Source organism: Xanthomonas sp. NCPPB 1638 (assembly GCF_041475635.2).
Lineage (GTDB): Bacteria > Pseudomonadota > Gammaproteobacteria > Xanthomonadales > Xanthomonadaceae > Xanthomonas > Xanthomonas cucurbitae.
In genome coordinates, this window is the sequence record NZ_CM192984.1 from 4343269 (window position 1) to 4359726 (window position 16458).

Genomic DNA, 16458 nt, shown 5'->3' on the forward strand with positions numbered 1-16458 from the left:
GCAAGCATGACGCCAAGCAGCGGCACGTGCTTCCGTTGAGCATCATCGGCAGTTGCAGACACCATCCGGCAGCATCGCTGCGGGCACTGCTGACCATCACGGTGACGCACGTGCAAGATCGTCAGTCCATCACATCACATGCGTCTTGCACGTAGATGACAAAGAACATCTCGCGACGATACGCACACCGCTGTTTCGATTGGCATGTATCAGCGCCCTCGGCGCACGCTGCGGCACGCAGGCCGCAGCGCGTGAGCAGACTTCAACTCAAGGGTTCGTCGGACAGGTAGGTGTAACCAGTCAATCCGGCTTCCAGCGCCTGGCTCAACTCCTGCGCGCGTTCCGGCGTCAGCTGCGCGGCGGCGATGCGCTCGGCATAGGTCGCGCGCAACGTGTCCAGGTGATAGCCCACGTAATCGAGCATCACATCGGTGGTATCACCACGCCGCTGCTGCACGATGCGATATCCATCGCCGTCCACCGCTACTTCCACCGCGTCGGTATCGCCGAACAGGTTATGGATGTCGCCCAGGATTTCCTGGTAGGCACCGACCAGGAAGAAGCCGATGCGATAGCTTTCGCCGGCATTGAGACTGTGCAGCGGCAGCGAGCTATCCAGGCTTTCGTTCTCGACATAGGTCTTGACCATGCCATCCGAGTCGCAGGTCATGTCGGCGATGATGCCGCGCCGCTGCGGCGCCTCGTTCAGGCGCTCGATCGGCACGATCGGGAACACCTGATCGATCGCCCACACATCCGGAATTGATTCGAACACGCTGAAGTTGACGAAGTACTTGTCCACCAGTCGCTCGTTGAGCTCGTCCAGCACCGGGCGGTGGCTCTTTTCGTCGAAGCTCAAACGTGCGCGCACGCCGTGGGCAATGGCATAGAACAGGTCGTCGATGCGCGCGCGGTGGGTCAGGTCGATCTGGCCCAGCGCATAGGCGCTCAAGCCTTCGGCATGGAAGTGCTGGGCCTCCTGGAACAGTTCCACCGCCGGACGCACGTCCAGTTCGCCGTGGATCTCGCGCAGGTGGCGGATGGCCGCCGGCTCGTCGTCGTGCGCATCCGGCACGCGGCCTTCCGGCGCCTGCTCCACTTCGGAGACGTTGGCGATCAGCACCGCGTGGTGGGCGGTCATCGCGCGGCCGCATTCGGTGACGATGCGCGGTGGAGTCAGGCCGTGTTCTTCGCAGGCGCTGGCCAGCGGCTGCACGATATTGCTGGCGTAGGAATGCAGGCCGTAGTTGATCGAGCAATAGCTGCGCGAGCGCGTACCTTCGTAGTCGATGCCCAGGCCGCCACCGACGTCCACGTGGCTGATCTTCGCGCCCAGGCGCGAGAGCTCCACGAAATAGCGCGTGGCTTCGCGCATGCCATTGGCGATGTCGCGCACGTTGGAAATCTGCGAACCCATGTGGAAATGCAGCAGGTTCAGGCTGTCGGCGTATTCGGTGTCACGCAGCGACTTCCACAGGTCCAGCACCTGACGCGGCGACAGCCCGAACTTGGCCTTGTCGCCGCCGCTGTTCTGCCATTTGCCCGCGCCCAGCGAGGCCAGGCGCATGCGCACGCCCAGGCCCGGCTTGATGTCCAGCGCGCGTGCCTCTTCCAGCACCAGCGTCAGCTCGGACGGCTTTTCGATGACGATGAAGGTCTGCAGGCCCAGCTTGCGGCCGATCAGCGCCAGGCGGATGTATTCGCGGTCCTTGTAGCCATTGCAGACGATCAGCCCACCCGGACGCGACAGCGCCAGCACCGCCATCAGCTCCGGCTTGCTGCCCGCTTCCAGGCCGAAGCCCTCACCGTGATGGCCGGCCAGGGTGCCGGCCACGCCACGGTGCTGGTTGACCTTGATCGGGTACACGGCCGTGTAGCCGCCGGCGTAGTCCCATTCCGACTGCGCCTGCGCGAAGGCCGCCTGCAGCTTGCCCAGGCGCTGGCCCAGGATGTCAGGGAAACGCAACAGCAGCGGCAGTTTGGCCCCGGCCGCACGCGCGGCATCCACCACTTCGGGCAGCGACACTGCCGGGCCATCGGCGGTCGGTTTGACCACCACATGGCCGGCGGCGTTCACATCGAAATACCCATCGGCCCAATGCGGGATCGAGTAGGTCTTGCGGGCTTGGTCGAGGGACCAATCGCTCATTTCGTTGTCTCGGCTGGGGCAAAAGGGCGTGAATTGTAACGCCTGGCATGGACAGGGTCCGTTACAATCCGCGCCGACTTCACGCCCCGCTCCTGGTCGGATCGGGCCGAGCAAGGGTCAGCCGCTGCGCCATCTGACTGCACGCGGCTGCGCCCAGCCCTCATCCGGCGCTTTGCGCCACCTTCTCCCGGTGGGAGAAGGGACAGCTCCCCTTCCTTTTTAGGATTTTTGCATGAGCAGCAACGACAACTGGTACATCGAACACTTCCAGCCCACCGGCTCGGCCATCGGCTTTCGCATCAGCGGCAAGCTGGACGAGGTGCAGTCCCCGTTCCAGAAGATCGAGATCTACCAGACCACCGATTGGGGCAAGCTGATGCTCATCGACGGCGCGGTGATGCTGACCAGCCGCGACAATTTCTTCTACCACGAGATGATCAGCCACCCGGCGTTGTTCACCCACCCCGCGCCCAAGCGCGTGGTCATCATCGGTGGCGGCGACTGCGGCACGCTGCGCGAGGTGCTCAAGCACCCGGGCGTGGAAAGCGCCACCCAATGCGATATCGACGAGCAGGTCACACGCATGTCGGAGAAATATTTCCCCGAGCTGTGCGATTCCAACCACGACGCGCGCGCCGAGCTGCTGTTCGACGACGGCGTGGCCTACATGGCCAACTGCCCGGCCGGCAGCGTGGATATCGTGATCGTCGATTCCACCGATCCGGTGGGGCCAGCCGAAGGCCTGTTCAACAAGGCGTTCTACGAGAGCTGCTTCAAGGCACTGAAGGACGACGGCCTGCTGGTGCAGCAGTCCGAATCGCCGCTGGCATTGCTGGACCTCATCAACGCAATGCGCACCGAGATGGGCAAGGCCGGCTTCCAGTCGTTCAAGACCCTGCCGTTCCCGCAGCCGTGCTACCCCACCGGCTGGTGGAGCGTGACCATGGCCAGCAAGCAGGCCAGGGCCGATTTCGCGTTCCGCAAGGCCGATGCGCAGGCCAAGGGCTTCGACACGCTGTACTACACCGCGCACCTGCACACCGGCGTGCTCGTGGCCCCGCCGTTCGTGGCCAAGGCGCTGGGTGAGTAAGCGCGCTTGGCATCGCGGGTGCCGCTGCGCGCTCGCGATGGCCTGGTCACTGCCGGCCTTGCGTAGGCACCAGAGTCAGGCGGAAAGGTCGTTGTCAGCGGCCTGCCGGCGGAGGCATCACCGGTCACGACCGTGCTGCTTCCCACACGTTCGCAGGTGCACCTGCCTGTCGGCCTCGCCGTCGTGTTTTCACGTCACGCCCAGCGGCGCGGCCGCTTACAGCCTTGCCAGTACCTCAGCCTTCTTCGCGTCGAATTCCTGCTGCGTGACCAGCCCGGCATCGAGCAGCTGCTTCAACTTGCCCAGTGCCTGCATCGGATCCTCTGCCGCAGGCGCTTGTGGCGCCGATGCGGGTGGAAGGTGCGCTGGCGGTGCGTGCACCACCACGCCACCGGCCGACACGCGCAGCTTCTCGATTTCCAGCTGCTGGCGTTTCTCGTAGGCGGCCTCCTCCACTTGCTGCGCGTAGGCGTACACCCGCCGCGCCTGCTTCTTGGGCAGGCTATCCACTGACAGATAGGCGCCCTGCGTGGTGCGGCACATGACCGTCGCCCCCAGCATCTGCTCGCTCATGTGTACATCGAGCACTTCACGCCAGGGGACATCACGAAACGTCATGCCGAACAACTTCGGATAGACCACGATGAACCGGCGGTTGGTCAGCACCACTGCATCGGGCGACAGGTTCATCACCATCTTCTTCTGCACGGCGATGTACTCGACCTGCTCGTCGCGGGTCAGCAACTCGGTGACCTTGGGCAGGATCTTGCCCACGGCCACCGGGTCTTGCTCGTCTGTCAAAAATTGCGCCAATGCGTCCATCTGCCCTTTCCAATGGCTGAGTCACTGCGTTGACCGTGACACTACAATACCCCGCATGGATGCCTGTGCAACGCCGGTGACCGTGAGCGGTGCGGCTCAAACAGGATCTTTGGCTGCAGCGTTGCTGATGCCACGCTGCCTGGGGCAGAAGGGCGGACGCTGCAGCCCGCCCTTCTGGACTATTCGCTCAGCTTAGAAACGGACTTCGAGTGAGGCGTTCAACACATCGGCTCGGTTGATGGTGAAGTCTTCTTCGCTGTAGTCGTTGGCGTAGAGATAGCGCGTGAACTGACCACTTAAACTGACATGCCGGCCAAGATCGATGCCCAATCCAGCGCCCAGATAAGCCCCATAGAAACGATCGCCGTCATAGCCGACAGACTCACCGCCCCAGTAACCCAGGCGAACCGAGGCGAACACCGGGCTGTCGCCGAAATTGAACCGCGCGTTCCCACCTAATCCTCCGAAACGAGCAGATGGGGCGAAAGCATCATCGGAGCTAAAGCGCTCGATATGTCCTGCAAAAGCCTCGATGCCGATCAGCGTGACCGCACCAGCACGCCAGCGATAGCCCACGCTCCCGCCAAGCATGTCCTGTTTGACGTCTTCAAACACCTCTGCCCTGCCACCCTGCACACCAAGGAAGACACCGCTTTTGAGGCGCTGTTCTTCTTCGCGCGGCGGCGGAGGTACATAGGCAGGCGCGACAGGCGCTGCCACTGCCGAGGTCTGCTCAGTCACCGTGCTGAAACCACTGGGCTCACCCGTTCCGCTTCCACCGACGGCCACCGGCGCTCCGCCGGTGCCGGCTTGCGCAGGGCGCGCCGATGGCGCTGCCGGCGCGGCGGCGCCCTGAGTGCCGGCCTGCTGCTTTTGCTGTTGACGATAATTATCCCAGCCGCGCGACAAGGATTGCGCTGAGGCCTGAGCCGTGACGCCAAGCGCCGTGCAGGCCAATAGCAGTGTTGCGGTCCTTTTCATCACATCCCCCTGAATGGTCGTCCCTCGTTTCCGCATCCTTACGCGCGCAGGCGGACCTGACGGGCGTCGGAAGTGGCATCGCTGCCGGTCATCTTTCGGGGGCGTCCCCACAGCGCGCGATACCGCCAAACCATCGCAGGCGACCTGGACAGGTATGCAAGCATGGGCGCGCTGCAGCCCCCTTGACCGCAGCGCGCACAGTGTCTGGAGTCGTTGTCGCTGTCAAGAAGCGCTCGGCCTGGTGGGCGACCGGGAGCGAACCCTGGCCGCACCTGCCCGCTGACTGGGTGCGTTCGAACGTCTCCATCCCGCGATACCAGCCTGTCGCAACGGAAGCCGCAGGCGACAGGCTGGTTCAGGGCACGCCCGTCTCGGGTACCCGCCAGGTCACCGAAGCGGGGCATGCCCGCCGCCACGCCCGCCGCTATGGTGTGGTGGCAGACGCCGCCGCTGGCGACCGATACGCGATCAGCTGCGGCGCCTCGGCCACGAACCGATCCAGCACGCCATCGGCGATCTTGACCGGTCCGCCGAAGCGCGTGGCGCCGGGAATCGATGGAATCGCGGCCGCCTTGGCCGCAACCGCGGCCGCATCGGCAAACAACGCCGTTGCCTCGCTGCTGCCGCGATTGGCCGCCTCCAGGCCGGCTGCGGTCTGCCGCAGCGCGCGGCCCCAGCCTTCCATCGCCTCCAACCACGGGCGTGATTGCTCGGCAAAGCCCTTGTCGGACACGCCGTCGCGGATGCGTTGCGGTGCGGCGGCGATCTCGTCGGCGGTGCGCGCCAATTCGGCAATCGCCTGGCTGCGTGCTGCCGTATCGCCCAGCGCGATCGCTTCGCGCACATGGTCGAGCACGGCCTTCAGGCGCGGCGCCTGTTCCTGCCACGGCTGGCTGCCGAAGGTGGGCGCCAGGTGCTGGGTATCGAAGAAGGTCAGCAATGCCGCCGTGACACGCGCATCGCCACCGGCCAGGTCGCGCGCCGCCGCATGCCAGGTGCGTTGCGCGTCGTAGCCTTTGTCGTTCCAGGCGTACGCCGTCAGCCCCATCACCGCAACGCGGCTGGGTACTTCCTGGTTCATCGGGTTGGATACGATGCCCGACAGCTCGGCCGACAGCCCCGCCTCGCGCCGTGCATACGGCGCCATCAGCAGGCGCCCGGCCGAGGTTTCGAAATCGTTGACCGGGTAGTTGTCCCACAACAGCGTCTTGCGGCCGAACGTCTTGGTGGCCGCGCGTGCATCCGGAATGGAAATGGCCGGCGGCACCACGTCGGTACCGGTCCACTGCACCACGATCTTCGGGTCCAGATGCTTGCGCAGCGCTTCCTTGTACGGGCTCTCCTTGGCGTCGAAGTATTCGGTGGGCACCATGATGAGTTCCGATGCCGCATCGTGGCGGGCAACCAGATCGGCCTGCACCAGGTTGAGCAGATGCGATTGCGCAATGCCTGCCGCCTGTGCGCCAGACTCACCGAAGGTGGTCTTGTCACGCTCGCAGTTCCATTTGGTGTATTCGATATCGTCCAGCGCCACGTAGAAGCTGCGCACGCCCAGCGCGCGGAAGGCATCGAACTTGCGCAGCAAGGCCTTGGCATCGGCCGGGTCGGAGAAGCACACCGTCGGACCCGGCGAGATCGCGTAGACGAAATCGACATGGTTGCGCTTGGCGGTGGCCACCAGTTGGCCCAGCGCCTTCAGGGTCGCCTTCGGGTACGGCGCGCGCCAGCGGTCGCGCGCATACGGGTCGTCCTTGGGGCTGTAGATGTAGGTATTGGCCTTGGTGCGCGCAAGGAAATCGATGTGCTTGATGCGATCGCTCATCGACCACGGCGCGCCGTAGAAGCCCTCGATCGTGCCGCGGATCGGCATGGCCGGGTAATCCTGGATCGTCAGCGTCGGAATGGCCGGCCGCTCGACCAGCTGGCGCAGCGTCTGCGCGGCATGGAACAGGCCATCGCCGTCGTGGCCGGCCAGCGTGATGAGGCCGCTGCCCAGCGCCACGCTGGCCAGCGTATAGCCTTCGGCATGGGTGTCCTGGCTGGCCTTGCTACGCGTCAGCGCATCGCGCACCACCTCAGCCTCGCCGGTCCCGACCACCACATGCGGACGGTCGAAGCTGGCAGGCAGACGCGAGGCAGTGGCAATCTTGGAGACCCCGGCCGAACCGAGCACGCGGCGCACCAGCGCGACTGCGGCCGGGTCGGCGCCCGGCGCCACCACCAGTACCACCGAGTCTCCCAGCGTGATCGTCCGGCCATCCAGGCTGATCGACACCGGGGTGGGGAAGATGGGCGGCTGTGTGACCGGTTCGGCCAGCGCCGGCAATGCCAGGGCCAGCGCCATCAATACCGGGAGCAGGCGCGCGCCCCGCTGCCTGTTGCCTAGCCGCATATCGAACTCCGGTATTGGAATGGTATTACTGCCTAGAGTAGGCAACTCGCGCCCCCGCGACAAGCGCAACCGGTTCTGCGCCCGCGCACCTTCTCAAGCAAGCTGGCACAGTCTCCGGCAGTCCGTGAGATCACTCAGACATAGCGACAGCCGAGCGTCTTCGGTATTGAAATGGTATGAATTCCGGGATCATTCGCGGCCTGCCGCGCCCGCAGCGCGCCCAGGCCGGCCACTACCGGCACGGCCAGCATCGCGCAGAGGTGGTTTCAAGACGCCAATGGAGCAGCCGGGGGCTTGCAACATGAGCGTGCAAGGTGATTCCAGGCACCCTCGCAGGCGCCGACCTGGCGACACTTCCGTCAGGTGGGCACGCCGGCAGCGTGCGCGTTACAGCGCGTCGCCGTCCAGCTCGCCGGTGCGGATGCGCACCACGCTGCCCAGATCGTAGACGAACACCTTGCCATCGCCGATCTTGCCAGTGCCCGCCGCAGCGACGATGGCTTCGACCACGCGCTCGGCCTGGTCGTCGGTCACCGCCACTTCGATCTTCACCTTGGGCAGGAAATCGACCACGTACTCGGCACCGCGATACAGCTCGGTGTGGCCCTTCTGGCGGCCGAAACCTTTCACTTCGGTCACCGTGATGCCTGCCACCCCGCAGCCGGCGAGCGCTTCGCGCACATCGTCGAGCTTGAACGGTTTGACGATGGCCATAATCATCTTCATCGGTGCAGGTCCCAGGGCGTGGCGGGCGCGCAGCATACCGTGGACGGCTGCAACACTCATCCACGCCGGCCCCTCCGTTTGGACGACAGCCGAATGGGACTATCCTTACCGCCTGCCGACTGCCTTGCCGATGTCCCGCGTGTTCCGGCCTGCATTAGGCTTCTGACGAACCTGCGGAGACCACCATGATCGATTTCAATCAGCTCGACGACCTCGCCCGCCGCCTCAGCGACCTGGTGCCGCCGGGCCTGCGCCAATCGCGCGAAGAACTGCAGAGCACCTTCAAGGGTGCCTTGCAGGCCGGCTTGGGCAAGCTGGACCTGGTCACCCGCGAGGAGTTCGACGTGCAGCGCGCCGTGCTGCTGCGCACGCGCGAAAAACTCGACGCACTGGAGCAGGCCGTCGCCGCCCTGGAAGCACGCGCAACCGGCACGCCGCCCAGTGCGGCGCCCGCCTCCAATACCCCCTGACCCGAGCCTGCCGCCATGAGCCTGGCGCTGGTGCACAGCCGTGCCCGCGTGGGAGTGCACGCGCCTGAGGTTCGGGTGGAGGTGCATCTCTCCGGGGGACTTCCCTCCACCCAGATCGTGGGCCTGCCCGAAGCCGCCGTACGCGAATCGCGCGAACGCGTGCGCGCTGCGCTGCTGTGTGCGCAGTTCGAATTCCCGGCCCGGCGCATCACCATCAATCTGGCACCGGCGGATCTGCCCAAGGAGGGGGGCCGCTTCGACCTGCCGATCGCGCTCGGCATCCTGGCCGCTAGCGGGCAGATCGACCGGCAGGCGCTGGCCGAGTACGAGTTTCTGGGCGAGCTGGCGCTGACCGGCGAGCTACGCGGCGTGGACGGCGTGTTGCCAGCCGCCCTGGCCGCCGCACAGGCGGGACGACGGCTGATCGTGCCACTGACCAATGGCGCCGAGGCGGCCATCGCCGGGCATGTCCAGGCCTTTACCGCACGCACCCTGCTGGAGGTCTGCGCAGCTCTCAACGGCACCCAGCCGGCGCCTGCCGCGGAACTGGCGGTTGCCGCAGTCGGCGCGCGCGCGCTGCCGGACATGGCCGATGTGCGCGGGCAGCCGCATGCGCGCCGCGCCCTGGAGATCGCCGCCGCCGGTGGGCACCATCTGCTGCTGGTCGGCAGCCCCGGATGCGGCAAGACCTTGCTGGCCTCGCGCCTGCCCGGCTTGCTGCCGGACGCCAGCGAAGCCGAAGCACTGGAAACCGCCGCCATCAGCTCGGTCAGCGGCCGCGGGCTGGATCTGGCCCGCTGGCGCCAGCGGCCCTACCGCGCCCCGCACCACACCGCCAGTGCGGCTGCGCTGGTCGGTGGTGGCACGCATCCGCGCCCCGGCGAAATTTCGCTGGCGCACAACGGCGTGCTGTTCCTGGACGAATTGCCCGAATGGCAACGGCAAACCCTGGAAGTGCTACGCGAGCCTTTGGAATCGGGACTGGTCACGATTGCGCGTGCGGCGCGCAGCGTGGACTTTCCGGCACGCTTCCAGTTGGTCGCCGCCATGAACCCCTGCCCCTGTGGCTGGGCCGGTGATGGCAGCGGGCGTTGCCGCTGCAGCAGCGATAGCATCCGCCGCTACCGCAGCCGCATCTCCGGGCCGCTGCTGGACCGTATCGACCTGCATGTGGAAGTGCCGCGCCTGCCGCCCCAGGCGTTGCGTAGCGGCCACCCTGGCGAGGACAGCGCCAGCGTGCGCGCCCGCGTGGTCGCCGCACGGCAGCGGCAGCTTGCGCGCGGCGCCCTGCCCAACGCACAGCTCGATCAGCCCGACACCGACCGCCACTGCCGGCTGCACGGCGACGACCAGTTGCTGCTGGAACGCGCGATCGAGCAGCTGCAGCTGTCCGCACGCTCGATGCACCGCATCCTGCGGGTGGCGCGCACCATCGCCGACCTGGACGACAGTGCGGCAATTGCCACCGGTCATCTCACCGAAGCCATTGGCTACCGCAAGCTGGATCGCGCGCCGGGTACTGCCAGCGCGGCATAGGCGCAACCGCGACCGGGCTGCCTGACAGCAGCGCAACCGGCCCCCGGCAAGCGCTGTGCCGTATTGGCCGCTTGCCGCACCTGCAACTGGCACAGCGGCCGCCCCAGCCATTGCCGCCCCATCGCAGAAGGACAGCCTCCACGACGCTACCTGCCGCCATCCGCAGACTTGCACGATTGCCGGAATAGGCGATCGCCTGATTGCAGGACGCGATCGGCGGAGACCGGGTGGGCGAGCGATCGCGAACGCCATGGCGAGGGCCGCGGCTCCATGCGCCGTCGGTCGCCACAGGCCGTATCCCGACATGCACTTCATGGCCGTGCACGTACAACATCAATCATCCACCTGTCCGGAAGCCGTCATGCGCCAGCACCCCGAATTGTCCACTGTCACGTCGCTGGATCTGGATCGCTATCTGGGCACCTGGTACGAAATCGCCCGGCTGCCGATCCGTTTCGAGGATGCGGACTGCACCGACGTGTCGGCGCTTTACACGCTGCAAGACGATGGCTCCGTACGTGTGCAGAACCGCTGCCTGTCCGTGGACGGCAAGCTGGAAGAAGCCATCGGCTAGGCGCGGCCCATCGACGACTCCCGCGCCCGACTGGAGGTGACCTTCCTGCCCGAAGGACTGCGCTGGATTCCCTTCACCAAGGGCGACTACTGGGTGATGCGCATCGATGCCGACTACACCGCCGCCCTCGTCGGCAGCCCGGACCGCAAGTACCTGTGGCTGCTCGCACGTCTGCCGCAACTGGACGAGAACATCGCCCAGACCTATCTGTCGCACGCCCGCGAGCAAGGCTTCGACCTGGGCGCGCTGATCCATACCCCGCATACGGGGCGATTGACCGAACAGCCCCTGTCCTGAGTCCCGACAGCCGCGCCAGGCAACCGCCGTTGGCGCGATCGGGCGGGCGCCATGCGTCGGGTCCGATCGATCCGGCAACGCCAGGACCTGGAACGGCGGGGCGTCCTACCGACTGCATCACCGACCGCCCCGCCATCACGCCGGCTCGCCCTTGACCGACAGGCGCATGTTTCACCGGTTGAGCGTATCCAGATCCCTGGCCGCTGCCTGCGCGCCCTCCAGGCTGTCGAACGCAACGCCGGTCTCGCCGACCACGTACTTGATGAGTTCGCCATCGCGGGTGGTTTCGTGCATCTTGAAAATCGGCACCGCGTCGGTGCCGCCGACGCGCTCTTTCTGTGTTGTCATGAGTCGTTCTCCACTGCGGGGAGCGGGCCGAGCCGGTGAGCCCGGCAAAACCCGCATGGATGCATACGACCCTAGCGCGTGCACGCACGCGTGCGCGTGAACGTTGCCGCGACCGATGGCAATGGGTGCAAGAGGCGGCGATGGCTAAGGAATTCATCATTAATTCGCAGCGACAGCGCGCGCAGCACGCGCGCGTGGCGTACATTCGCCGCGTGCAGGCTCATCCGTTCCCATCCGTGTTCTTCATCGCATCGTGCTCCATGCATCGAGGCCGTTCCGTGACCAAGTCCGATGCAACACCTGCATGTCTGGCGCGTCAGTCGACGCGCCGCCATGCCGGATGCTTGCCACGCCTGCGGGCAGACGGGTGAAGCGTCAGCGCATCATCCGCGTCACCGTGCTGTTGGTCGTGTTGTGCGCCAGTGTGCCGGTCGGCCTGTCCTACTACTTGGCCTGGCGCCTGGCGCTGTCGCGCGAGCAGAGCAGGCTCAGCCAGTTGGCGTCGCTGTCGATCCGGCGCACCGAGGCCGCCTTTGGCCAGGCGCATGCCATGCTGCTGGACATGGCCAAGACGCGCACGCCGGCGTGCTCGCCCGCGCATCTGGCACAGATGCGCGCACTGGTGCTGACCAGCCCTGCCATCGAGGAGCTGGGGCACTTTCGGCAGCAGCGCCTGCGCTGTACCTCGTGGGGCAAGCTGCCCAAGGCACTTCCCCAGGCCCCGGCAGACTTCCTCGTGCGCAGCGGCATCTCGGTCACCACCCGGCTGCGCCCATTGGCCAATCCGCAGCACCCGCTGATCGCCCTGCGGCTGGGCGATTACAACGTGCTGATCGATCCAACCACGTTGGTGGATATCGATGTCCCGCCCGGCCTGCAGCTGGCAGTCGGAACACCCGAGGGGCACATCCTCAGCAGTACCGGCGCTGCGGCCGAGCGGCTGCTGACGGCTACGCATGCGCAGCCCACCGCACACGCCACGCAGGAGCAGGAACAAGAGCAGGTGCTGTACGGACGCGATCGACGGGGCGATTGGGTCGCCGTGGTCACCGAGCCGGTGGCCTATCTGCGTGGGCCGCTGGCAGCGGCTCGTTTGCAGGTGGTGCCGGCAGGCATCGCCGTGGCGGTGCTGCTGGTGACGCTGGTGCTGTGGGTATCGCGGCGGCGATTATCGCCATTGGCGCGGCTGCGGGTCGCGGTGCGGCGCGGCGAATTCGTGGTGCACTACCAGCCGATCATCGCGCTGGAGAGCGGCGCCTGTGTCGGCGCCGAGGCGCTGGTGCGCTGGCAGCAGCCCGATGGCCCGCTGGTGCCGCCGGACGCCTTCGTTCCGCTGGCCGAAGAAAGCGGCCTGATCCTGCCGATCACCGACCTGGTGGTGGCGCAGGTGGTGCGCGAACTCGGCCCCACCCTGGCGGCCGATCCCACCCTGCATGTGGCCATCAACGTCTCGGCCGAAGACATCAAGAGCGGCCGCGTGCAGTCGCTGCTGGCCGAGGCGCTACGTGGCAGCGGCGTTGACAGCGGGCAACTGTGGGTGGAGGCCACCGAACGCAGCCTGATGGATATCGAGGCCGCGCGCGCCACCATCATCCACCTGCGCGGTGCCGGCCACACGGTGTCGATCGACGACTTCGGCACCGGCTACTCGAGCCTGCAATACCTGCAGGGCCTGCCATTGGATGCGTTGAAGATCGACAAATCCTTCGTGGACACCATCGGCACCCACTCGGCCACCAGCGCAGTCACCGCGCACATCATCGACATGGCCAAGACACTGCGGCTACGCACCATCGCCGAAGGCGTCGAGCGCCAGGAACAACTCGACTACCTGCGCGCGCACGGCGTGGATCTGGCACAGGGCTGGCTGTTTTCCCGCGCACTACCGGCACTGGGTTTCATCGCCTACCACGCACGCGCCCGCGCGCGGGGCGCAGCGCAACACGCTAGAACCAGTCCCGCGCAGCCCGGTTGATTGTCCGCTGCGATGTCGAACGCGCATCGGCATCACATGCCTCGCGCGCCTGCCACGATCCGCCCCCCGCGCCTGGCCGCCACCGCTGGCCGCACGCCCACAACGCAGAAGGCCGCCCACCGGCGGCCTTCTGCGTCACGCGCGCTGCAACGCTGCGCTGTCCTGGGCAACCGGCCTGGGCCGGCTGGGGAAGGCATGCCGCACGATCCGCCACATCACCTGCCCGAACTGCCGCGGCAGCGAGCCGGTGTTGTAGTGCTGGCCGTAGCGCGCACAGACCTGCTTCACGTCGACCGCAATCTGCGCATAGCGGTTGGCCGGCAGGTCGGGATAGAAATGATGTTCGATCTGGTGGCTCAGGTTGCCCGACAGCACGTTCATCAGCTTGCCGCCGGTGAGGTTGGACGAGCCACGCAGCTGGCGCAGGTACCAGTGACCACGCGATTCGTTGCGGATCGACTCTTTCGGGAACACTTCCGCATCGGCGGTGAAGTGGCCGCAGAAGATGATGACGAAGGTCCAGATGCTGCGCAGCACGTTGGCGGCCAGGTTGCCCAGCAGCACGGTCAGGAAGAACGGACCGGCCAGCGCTGGGAACACGATGTAGTCCTTGAGCATCTGGCGGCCCATCTTGCGGCCGACCGGCAGGAACGAGGCGCGCAATTCGGCCGCCTTCATCTTGCCGGCGAACCAACGGCCCAGACGCAGGTCCTGGATCGCCACGCCCCATTCGAACAGCAGCGCGAACACCACCGCGATGAACGGCTGCAGCAGGTAGAACGGGCGCCAGCGCTGCTCGGGGAAGATGCGCAGCAGACCGTAGCCGATGTCATCGTCCATACCGCGCACGTTGGTGTAGGTGTGGTGCTTGTAGTTGTGCGTCTTGCGCCAGTTGTCGCCGGTGGCAACGATGTCCCACTCGTAGGTATTGCCGTTGAGCTGCGGGTCGCCCATCCAGTCGTACTGGCCGTGCATGACGTTGTGGCCCAGCTCCATGTTCTCCAGGATCTTGGACAGTGTCAGCAGCAGCACGCCGGCGATCCAGGCCGGAATCAGCACGCTGTGCACGAAGGCGCCCAGGAACAGCAACGCGCGGCCGGACACACCGGTCCAGCGCACCGCGGCCACGATGCGGCGGATGTAGCGCGCGTCGTCGGCGCCCACCTGGCGCTGCACGCGGGCGCGGATGGCATCGAGCTCGTCGCCGAAGGACTGCAGTTCGGCAGCAGACAAGGCGCGGTTATGGACTCGGCTCATGAGGTTCCTTACAGATCCAGGATCAGGTCGGTGCTTGGGGCACTGATGCACAGGCGCACCTGTGCGGTGGGTTCGTTGCTGCGCTCGCCGGTCAGCAGATGGCGCGTGGTGCCGGCCTGGCGCGCGCAGGCGCAGCTGTTGCAGATGCCCATGCGGCAGCCGTGCTTGGGCCGCAAGCCCTGGGCTTCCAGCCCTTCCAGCAGCGACTGGCCGCGCGACAGGCTAACGGTGCGGCCGCTGCGTGACAGCTGGACCTGCACCTGCCCGGCCTCTGCCTGTTCCAGCGTCGGCACGCTGAAGGCCTCGGCCTGAAATGCCGCCACGCGGCCCTCCAGGCGTGCACGTGCGGCCTGTACAAAGCCGCCCGGGCCACAGGCCATGACATGGCGCTGGTCCAGCGCGGCAATCTCATCCAACGGATAGGTGTCGATACGTGCAGCCGGTGTCTCGCCTTCGCGGGTGGTCAGCAGCTGCACATGCAGGCGCGGGTGCGCTGCAGCGAGCGCGTGGAACTCGTCCAGGAAGCAGGCGTCTTCGCGCTCGCGCACCCAATACAGCAGGTCGATGTCAGCCGGCATGCCGGCCTGCGCTGCGGACCGCAGCAGCGCACGCATCGGCGTGATACCGGAGCCGGCGGCCAGCAGTAGCAAGGGGGTCGGCGTAGCCGGCAGCAGCATGTCGCCAAACGCCGGGTCCAGCGACACCACCGTCCCCAGCGCGACCGCGTGTGCCAGGTAGCGGCTCACCTGCCCGCCCTCGATCGGCTTGACCGTGATCGCCAGGCGGCCGTTGTCCAGCACCGTCGGGCTGTAGCTGCGCAGCAGACGACGGCCGTCGATCTCTACGCCCAGGCTGACGTGCTGGCCGGCCTGCAGACCCTGCCAGTGGCCATTGGGCTGAAACACCAAGGTCACCGCATCGCGGCTGGCCGCACTGCGCTCGACCAGGCGGGCCATCGGCCGTTCCAGTGTCCACAGCGGGTTGATCCGGGTTGCCCAGAAGTCGAACAACTGCGGCGACACCAGGCGGCGCGCCAGCCGTGCGGGCAGCGGGGGGGAAGACTTGAGGGGAGGTGCCAGGCTCATGGAAGGAACTATACGCGTGCATGCACAGCCGTGTATACACTTGTATACTGAAGTAAGCGGCTATGATTCAGGCCCAAGCCTGGCTGTTGCCCATGACCTCCATCGCCCTGCCGTCTCACGACGCGTCGCCGTCACGCAAGCCGGCGATCTCACGCGAAGACCTGATTGCCGCCGCGCTGTCGCTGATCGGCCCGCACCGCAGCCTGTCCACGCTGAGCCTGCGCGAGGTCGCGCGCGAAGCCGGTATTGCGCCCAACAGCTTCTATCGCCAGTTCCGCGACATGGACGAGCTCGCCGTGGCGCTGATCGACCTGGCCGGGCGTTCGCTGCGCACCATCATCGGCCAGGCCCGCCAGCGCGCCACCTCCACCGACCGCAGCGTCATCCGCGTCTCGGTCGAGGCCTTCATGGAACAGCTACGCGCCGACGACAAGTTATTGCACGTGCTACTTCGCGAGGGCGCGGTGGGCTCGGATGCGTTCAAGCAGGCGGTGGAGCGCGAGCTCGCCTACTTCGAAGACGAGCTGCGGCTGGACCTGATCCGCCTGGCCGCCGCCGACAACGCCACCCTGCACGAACCGGCGCTGGTGTCCAAGGCGGTCACCCGGCTGGTATTTGCGATGGGCGCAGTGGCGATGGACCTGCCTCCGGAGAAGGACCCCGCGCTAATCGAGCAGATCTCGCAGATGCTGCGCATGATCCTGACCGGCGCACGCACGCTGGGCACGCACGGCCACTGAGCCCGACCGCCCGGCG

General features: G+C 66.5%; 13 protein-coding genes and 1 pseudogene. 6 read left to right on the forward strand and 8 right to left on the reverse strand.

Annotated elements, in window-relative coordinates:
• Positions 1–262: 262 nt before the first annotated feature.
• Positions 263–2149 (reverse strand): arginine decarboxylase, encoded by a 1887-nt coding sequence (speA, locus tag ACCQ13_RS18865; RefSeq protein WP_104601833.1) that lies wholly within the window; start codon positions 2147–2149, stop codon positions 263–265.
• A 232-nt stretch (positions 2150–2381) separates the two neighbouring features.
• Here speA and speE point away from each other — a divergent pair, with 232 nt between their 5' ends.
• On the forward strand, positions 2382–3239 hold the full coding sequence (gene speE, locus ACCQ13_RS18870; RefSeq protein WP_104601834.1) for a polyamine aminopropyltransferase: 858 nt from the start codon (positions 2382–2384) through the stop codon (positions 3237–3239).
• Positions 3240–3455: 216 nt separating this feature from the next.
• Here the strand turns inward: speE and ACCQ13_RS18875 are convergent, their stop codons facing one another.
• The 4 genes from ACCQ13_RS18875 to ACCQ13_RS18890 all read right to left on the reverse strand — a co-directional run bounded on the left by ACCQ13_RS18875 (position 3456) and on the right by ACCQ13_RS18890 (position 8196).
• Complete coding sequence (locus tag ACCQ13_RS18875; protein WP_159407764.1) at positions 3456–4061, reverse strand: PH domain-containing protein; 606 nt, start codon at positions 4059–4061, stop codon at positions 3456–3458.
• Positions 4062–4253: 192 nt separating this feature from the next.
• Complete coding sequence (locus ACCQ13_RS18880) at positions 4254–5042, reverse strand: outer membrane beta-barrel protein (RefSeq protein WP_104601998.1); 789 nt, start codon at positions 5040–5042, stop codon at positions 4254–4256.
• A 424-nt stretch (positions 5043–5466) separates the two neighbouring features.
• The gene (locus ACCQ13_RS18885) at positions 5467–7434 is read right to left on the reverse strand and encodes a glycoside hydrolase family 84 protein (protein ID WP_104601836.1); all 1968 of its coding nucleotides are present in this window, start codon (positions 7432–7434) and stop codon (positions 5467–5469) included.
• Positions 7435–7821: 387 nt separating this feature from the next.
• The gene (locus ACCQ13_RS18890) at positions 7822–8196 is read right to left on the reverse strand and encodes a P-II family nitrogen regulator (RefSeq protein WP_274392113.1); all 375 of its coding nucleotides are present in this window, start codon (positions 8194–8196) and stop codon (positions 7822–7824) included.
• 149 nt (positions 8197–8345) lie between these two features.
• On the opposite strand from ACCQ13_RS18890, the gene ubiK reads away from it, so the two are divergent.
• From ubiK to ACCQ13_RS18905, 3 genes and pseudogenes are all read left to right on the forward strand, one after another.
• The gene (ubiK, locus tag ACCQ13_RS18895) at positions 8346–8630 is read left to right on the forward strand and encodes a ubiquinone biosynthesis accessory factor UbiK (protein WP_104601837.1); all 285 of its coding nucleotides are present in this window, start codon (positions 8346–8348) and stop codon (positions 8628–8630) included.
• Between the two features lie 15 nt (positions 8631–8645).
• A complete protein-coding gene (locus tag ACCQ13_RS18900; RefSeq protein WP_104601838.1) occupies positions 8646–10166 on the forward strand; it encodes a YifB family Mg chelatase-like AAA ATPase in 1521 nt (506 codons plus the stop codon).
• Positions 10167–10527: 361 nt separating this feature from the next.
• A pseudogene (locus ACCQ13_RS18905) lies at positions 10528–11037 on the forward strand (lipocalin family protein).
• A gap of 171 nt (positions 11038–11208) precedes the next feature.
• Here ACCQ13_RS18905 and ACCQ13_RS18910 read toward each other — a convergent pair.
• On the reverse strand, positions 11209–11385 hold the full coding sequence (locus ACCQ13_RS18910; RefSeq protein ID WP_104601839.1) for a hypothetical protein: 177 nt from the start codon (positions 11383–11385) through the stop codon (positions 11209–11211).
• A 367-nt stretch (positions 11386–11752) separates the two neighbouring features.
• Here ACCQ13_RS18910 and ACCQ13_RS18915 point away from each other — a divergent pair, with 367 nt between their 5' ends.
• Entirely contained in the window at positions 11753–13360 is a 1608-nt protein-coding gene (locus tag ACCQ13_RS18915; protein WP_104601840.1) for an EAL domain-containing protein, read from the forward strand.
• Positions 13361–13495: 135 nt separating this feature from the next.
• On the opposite strand, the gene ACCQ13_RS18920 is transcribed toward ACCQ13_RS18915, so the two are convergent.
• A complete protein-coding gene (locus ACCQ13_RS18920) occupies positions 13496–14617 on the reverse strand; it encodes a fatty acid desaturase family protein (RefSeq protein ID WP_104601841.1) in 1122 nt (373 codons plus the stop codon).
• An 8-nt stretch (positions 14618–14625) separates the two neighbouring features.
• A complete protein-coding gene (locus tag ACCQ13_RS18925; RefSeq protein WP_104601842.1) occupies positions 14626–15702 on the reverse strand; it encodes a ferredoxin reductase in 1077 nt (358 codons plus the stop codon).
• 92 nt (positions 15703–15794) lie between these two features.
• On the opposite strand from ACCQ13_RS18925, the gene fabR reads away from it, so the two are divergent.
• On the forward strand, positions 15795–16442 hold the full coding sequence (gene fabR / locus ACCQ13_RS18930) for an HTH-type transcriptional repressor FabR (RefSeq protein WP_104601999.1): 648 nt from the start codon (positions 15795–15797) through the stop codon (positions 16440–16442).
• Positions 16443–16458 lie beyond the last annotated feature (16 nt).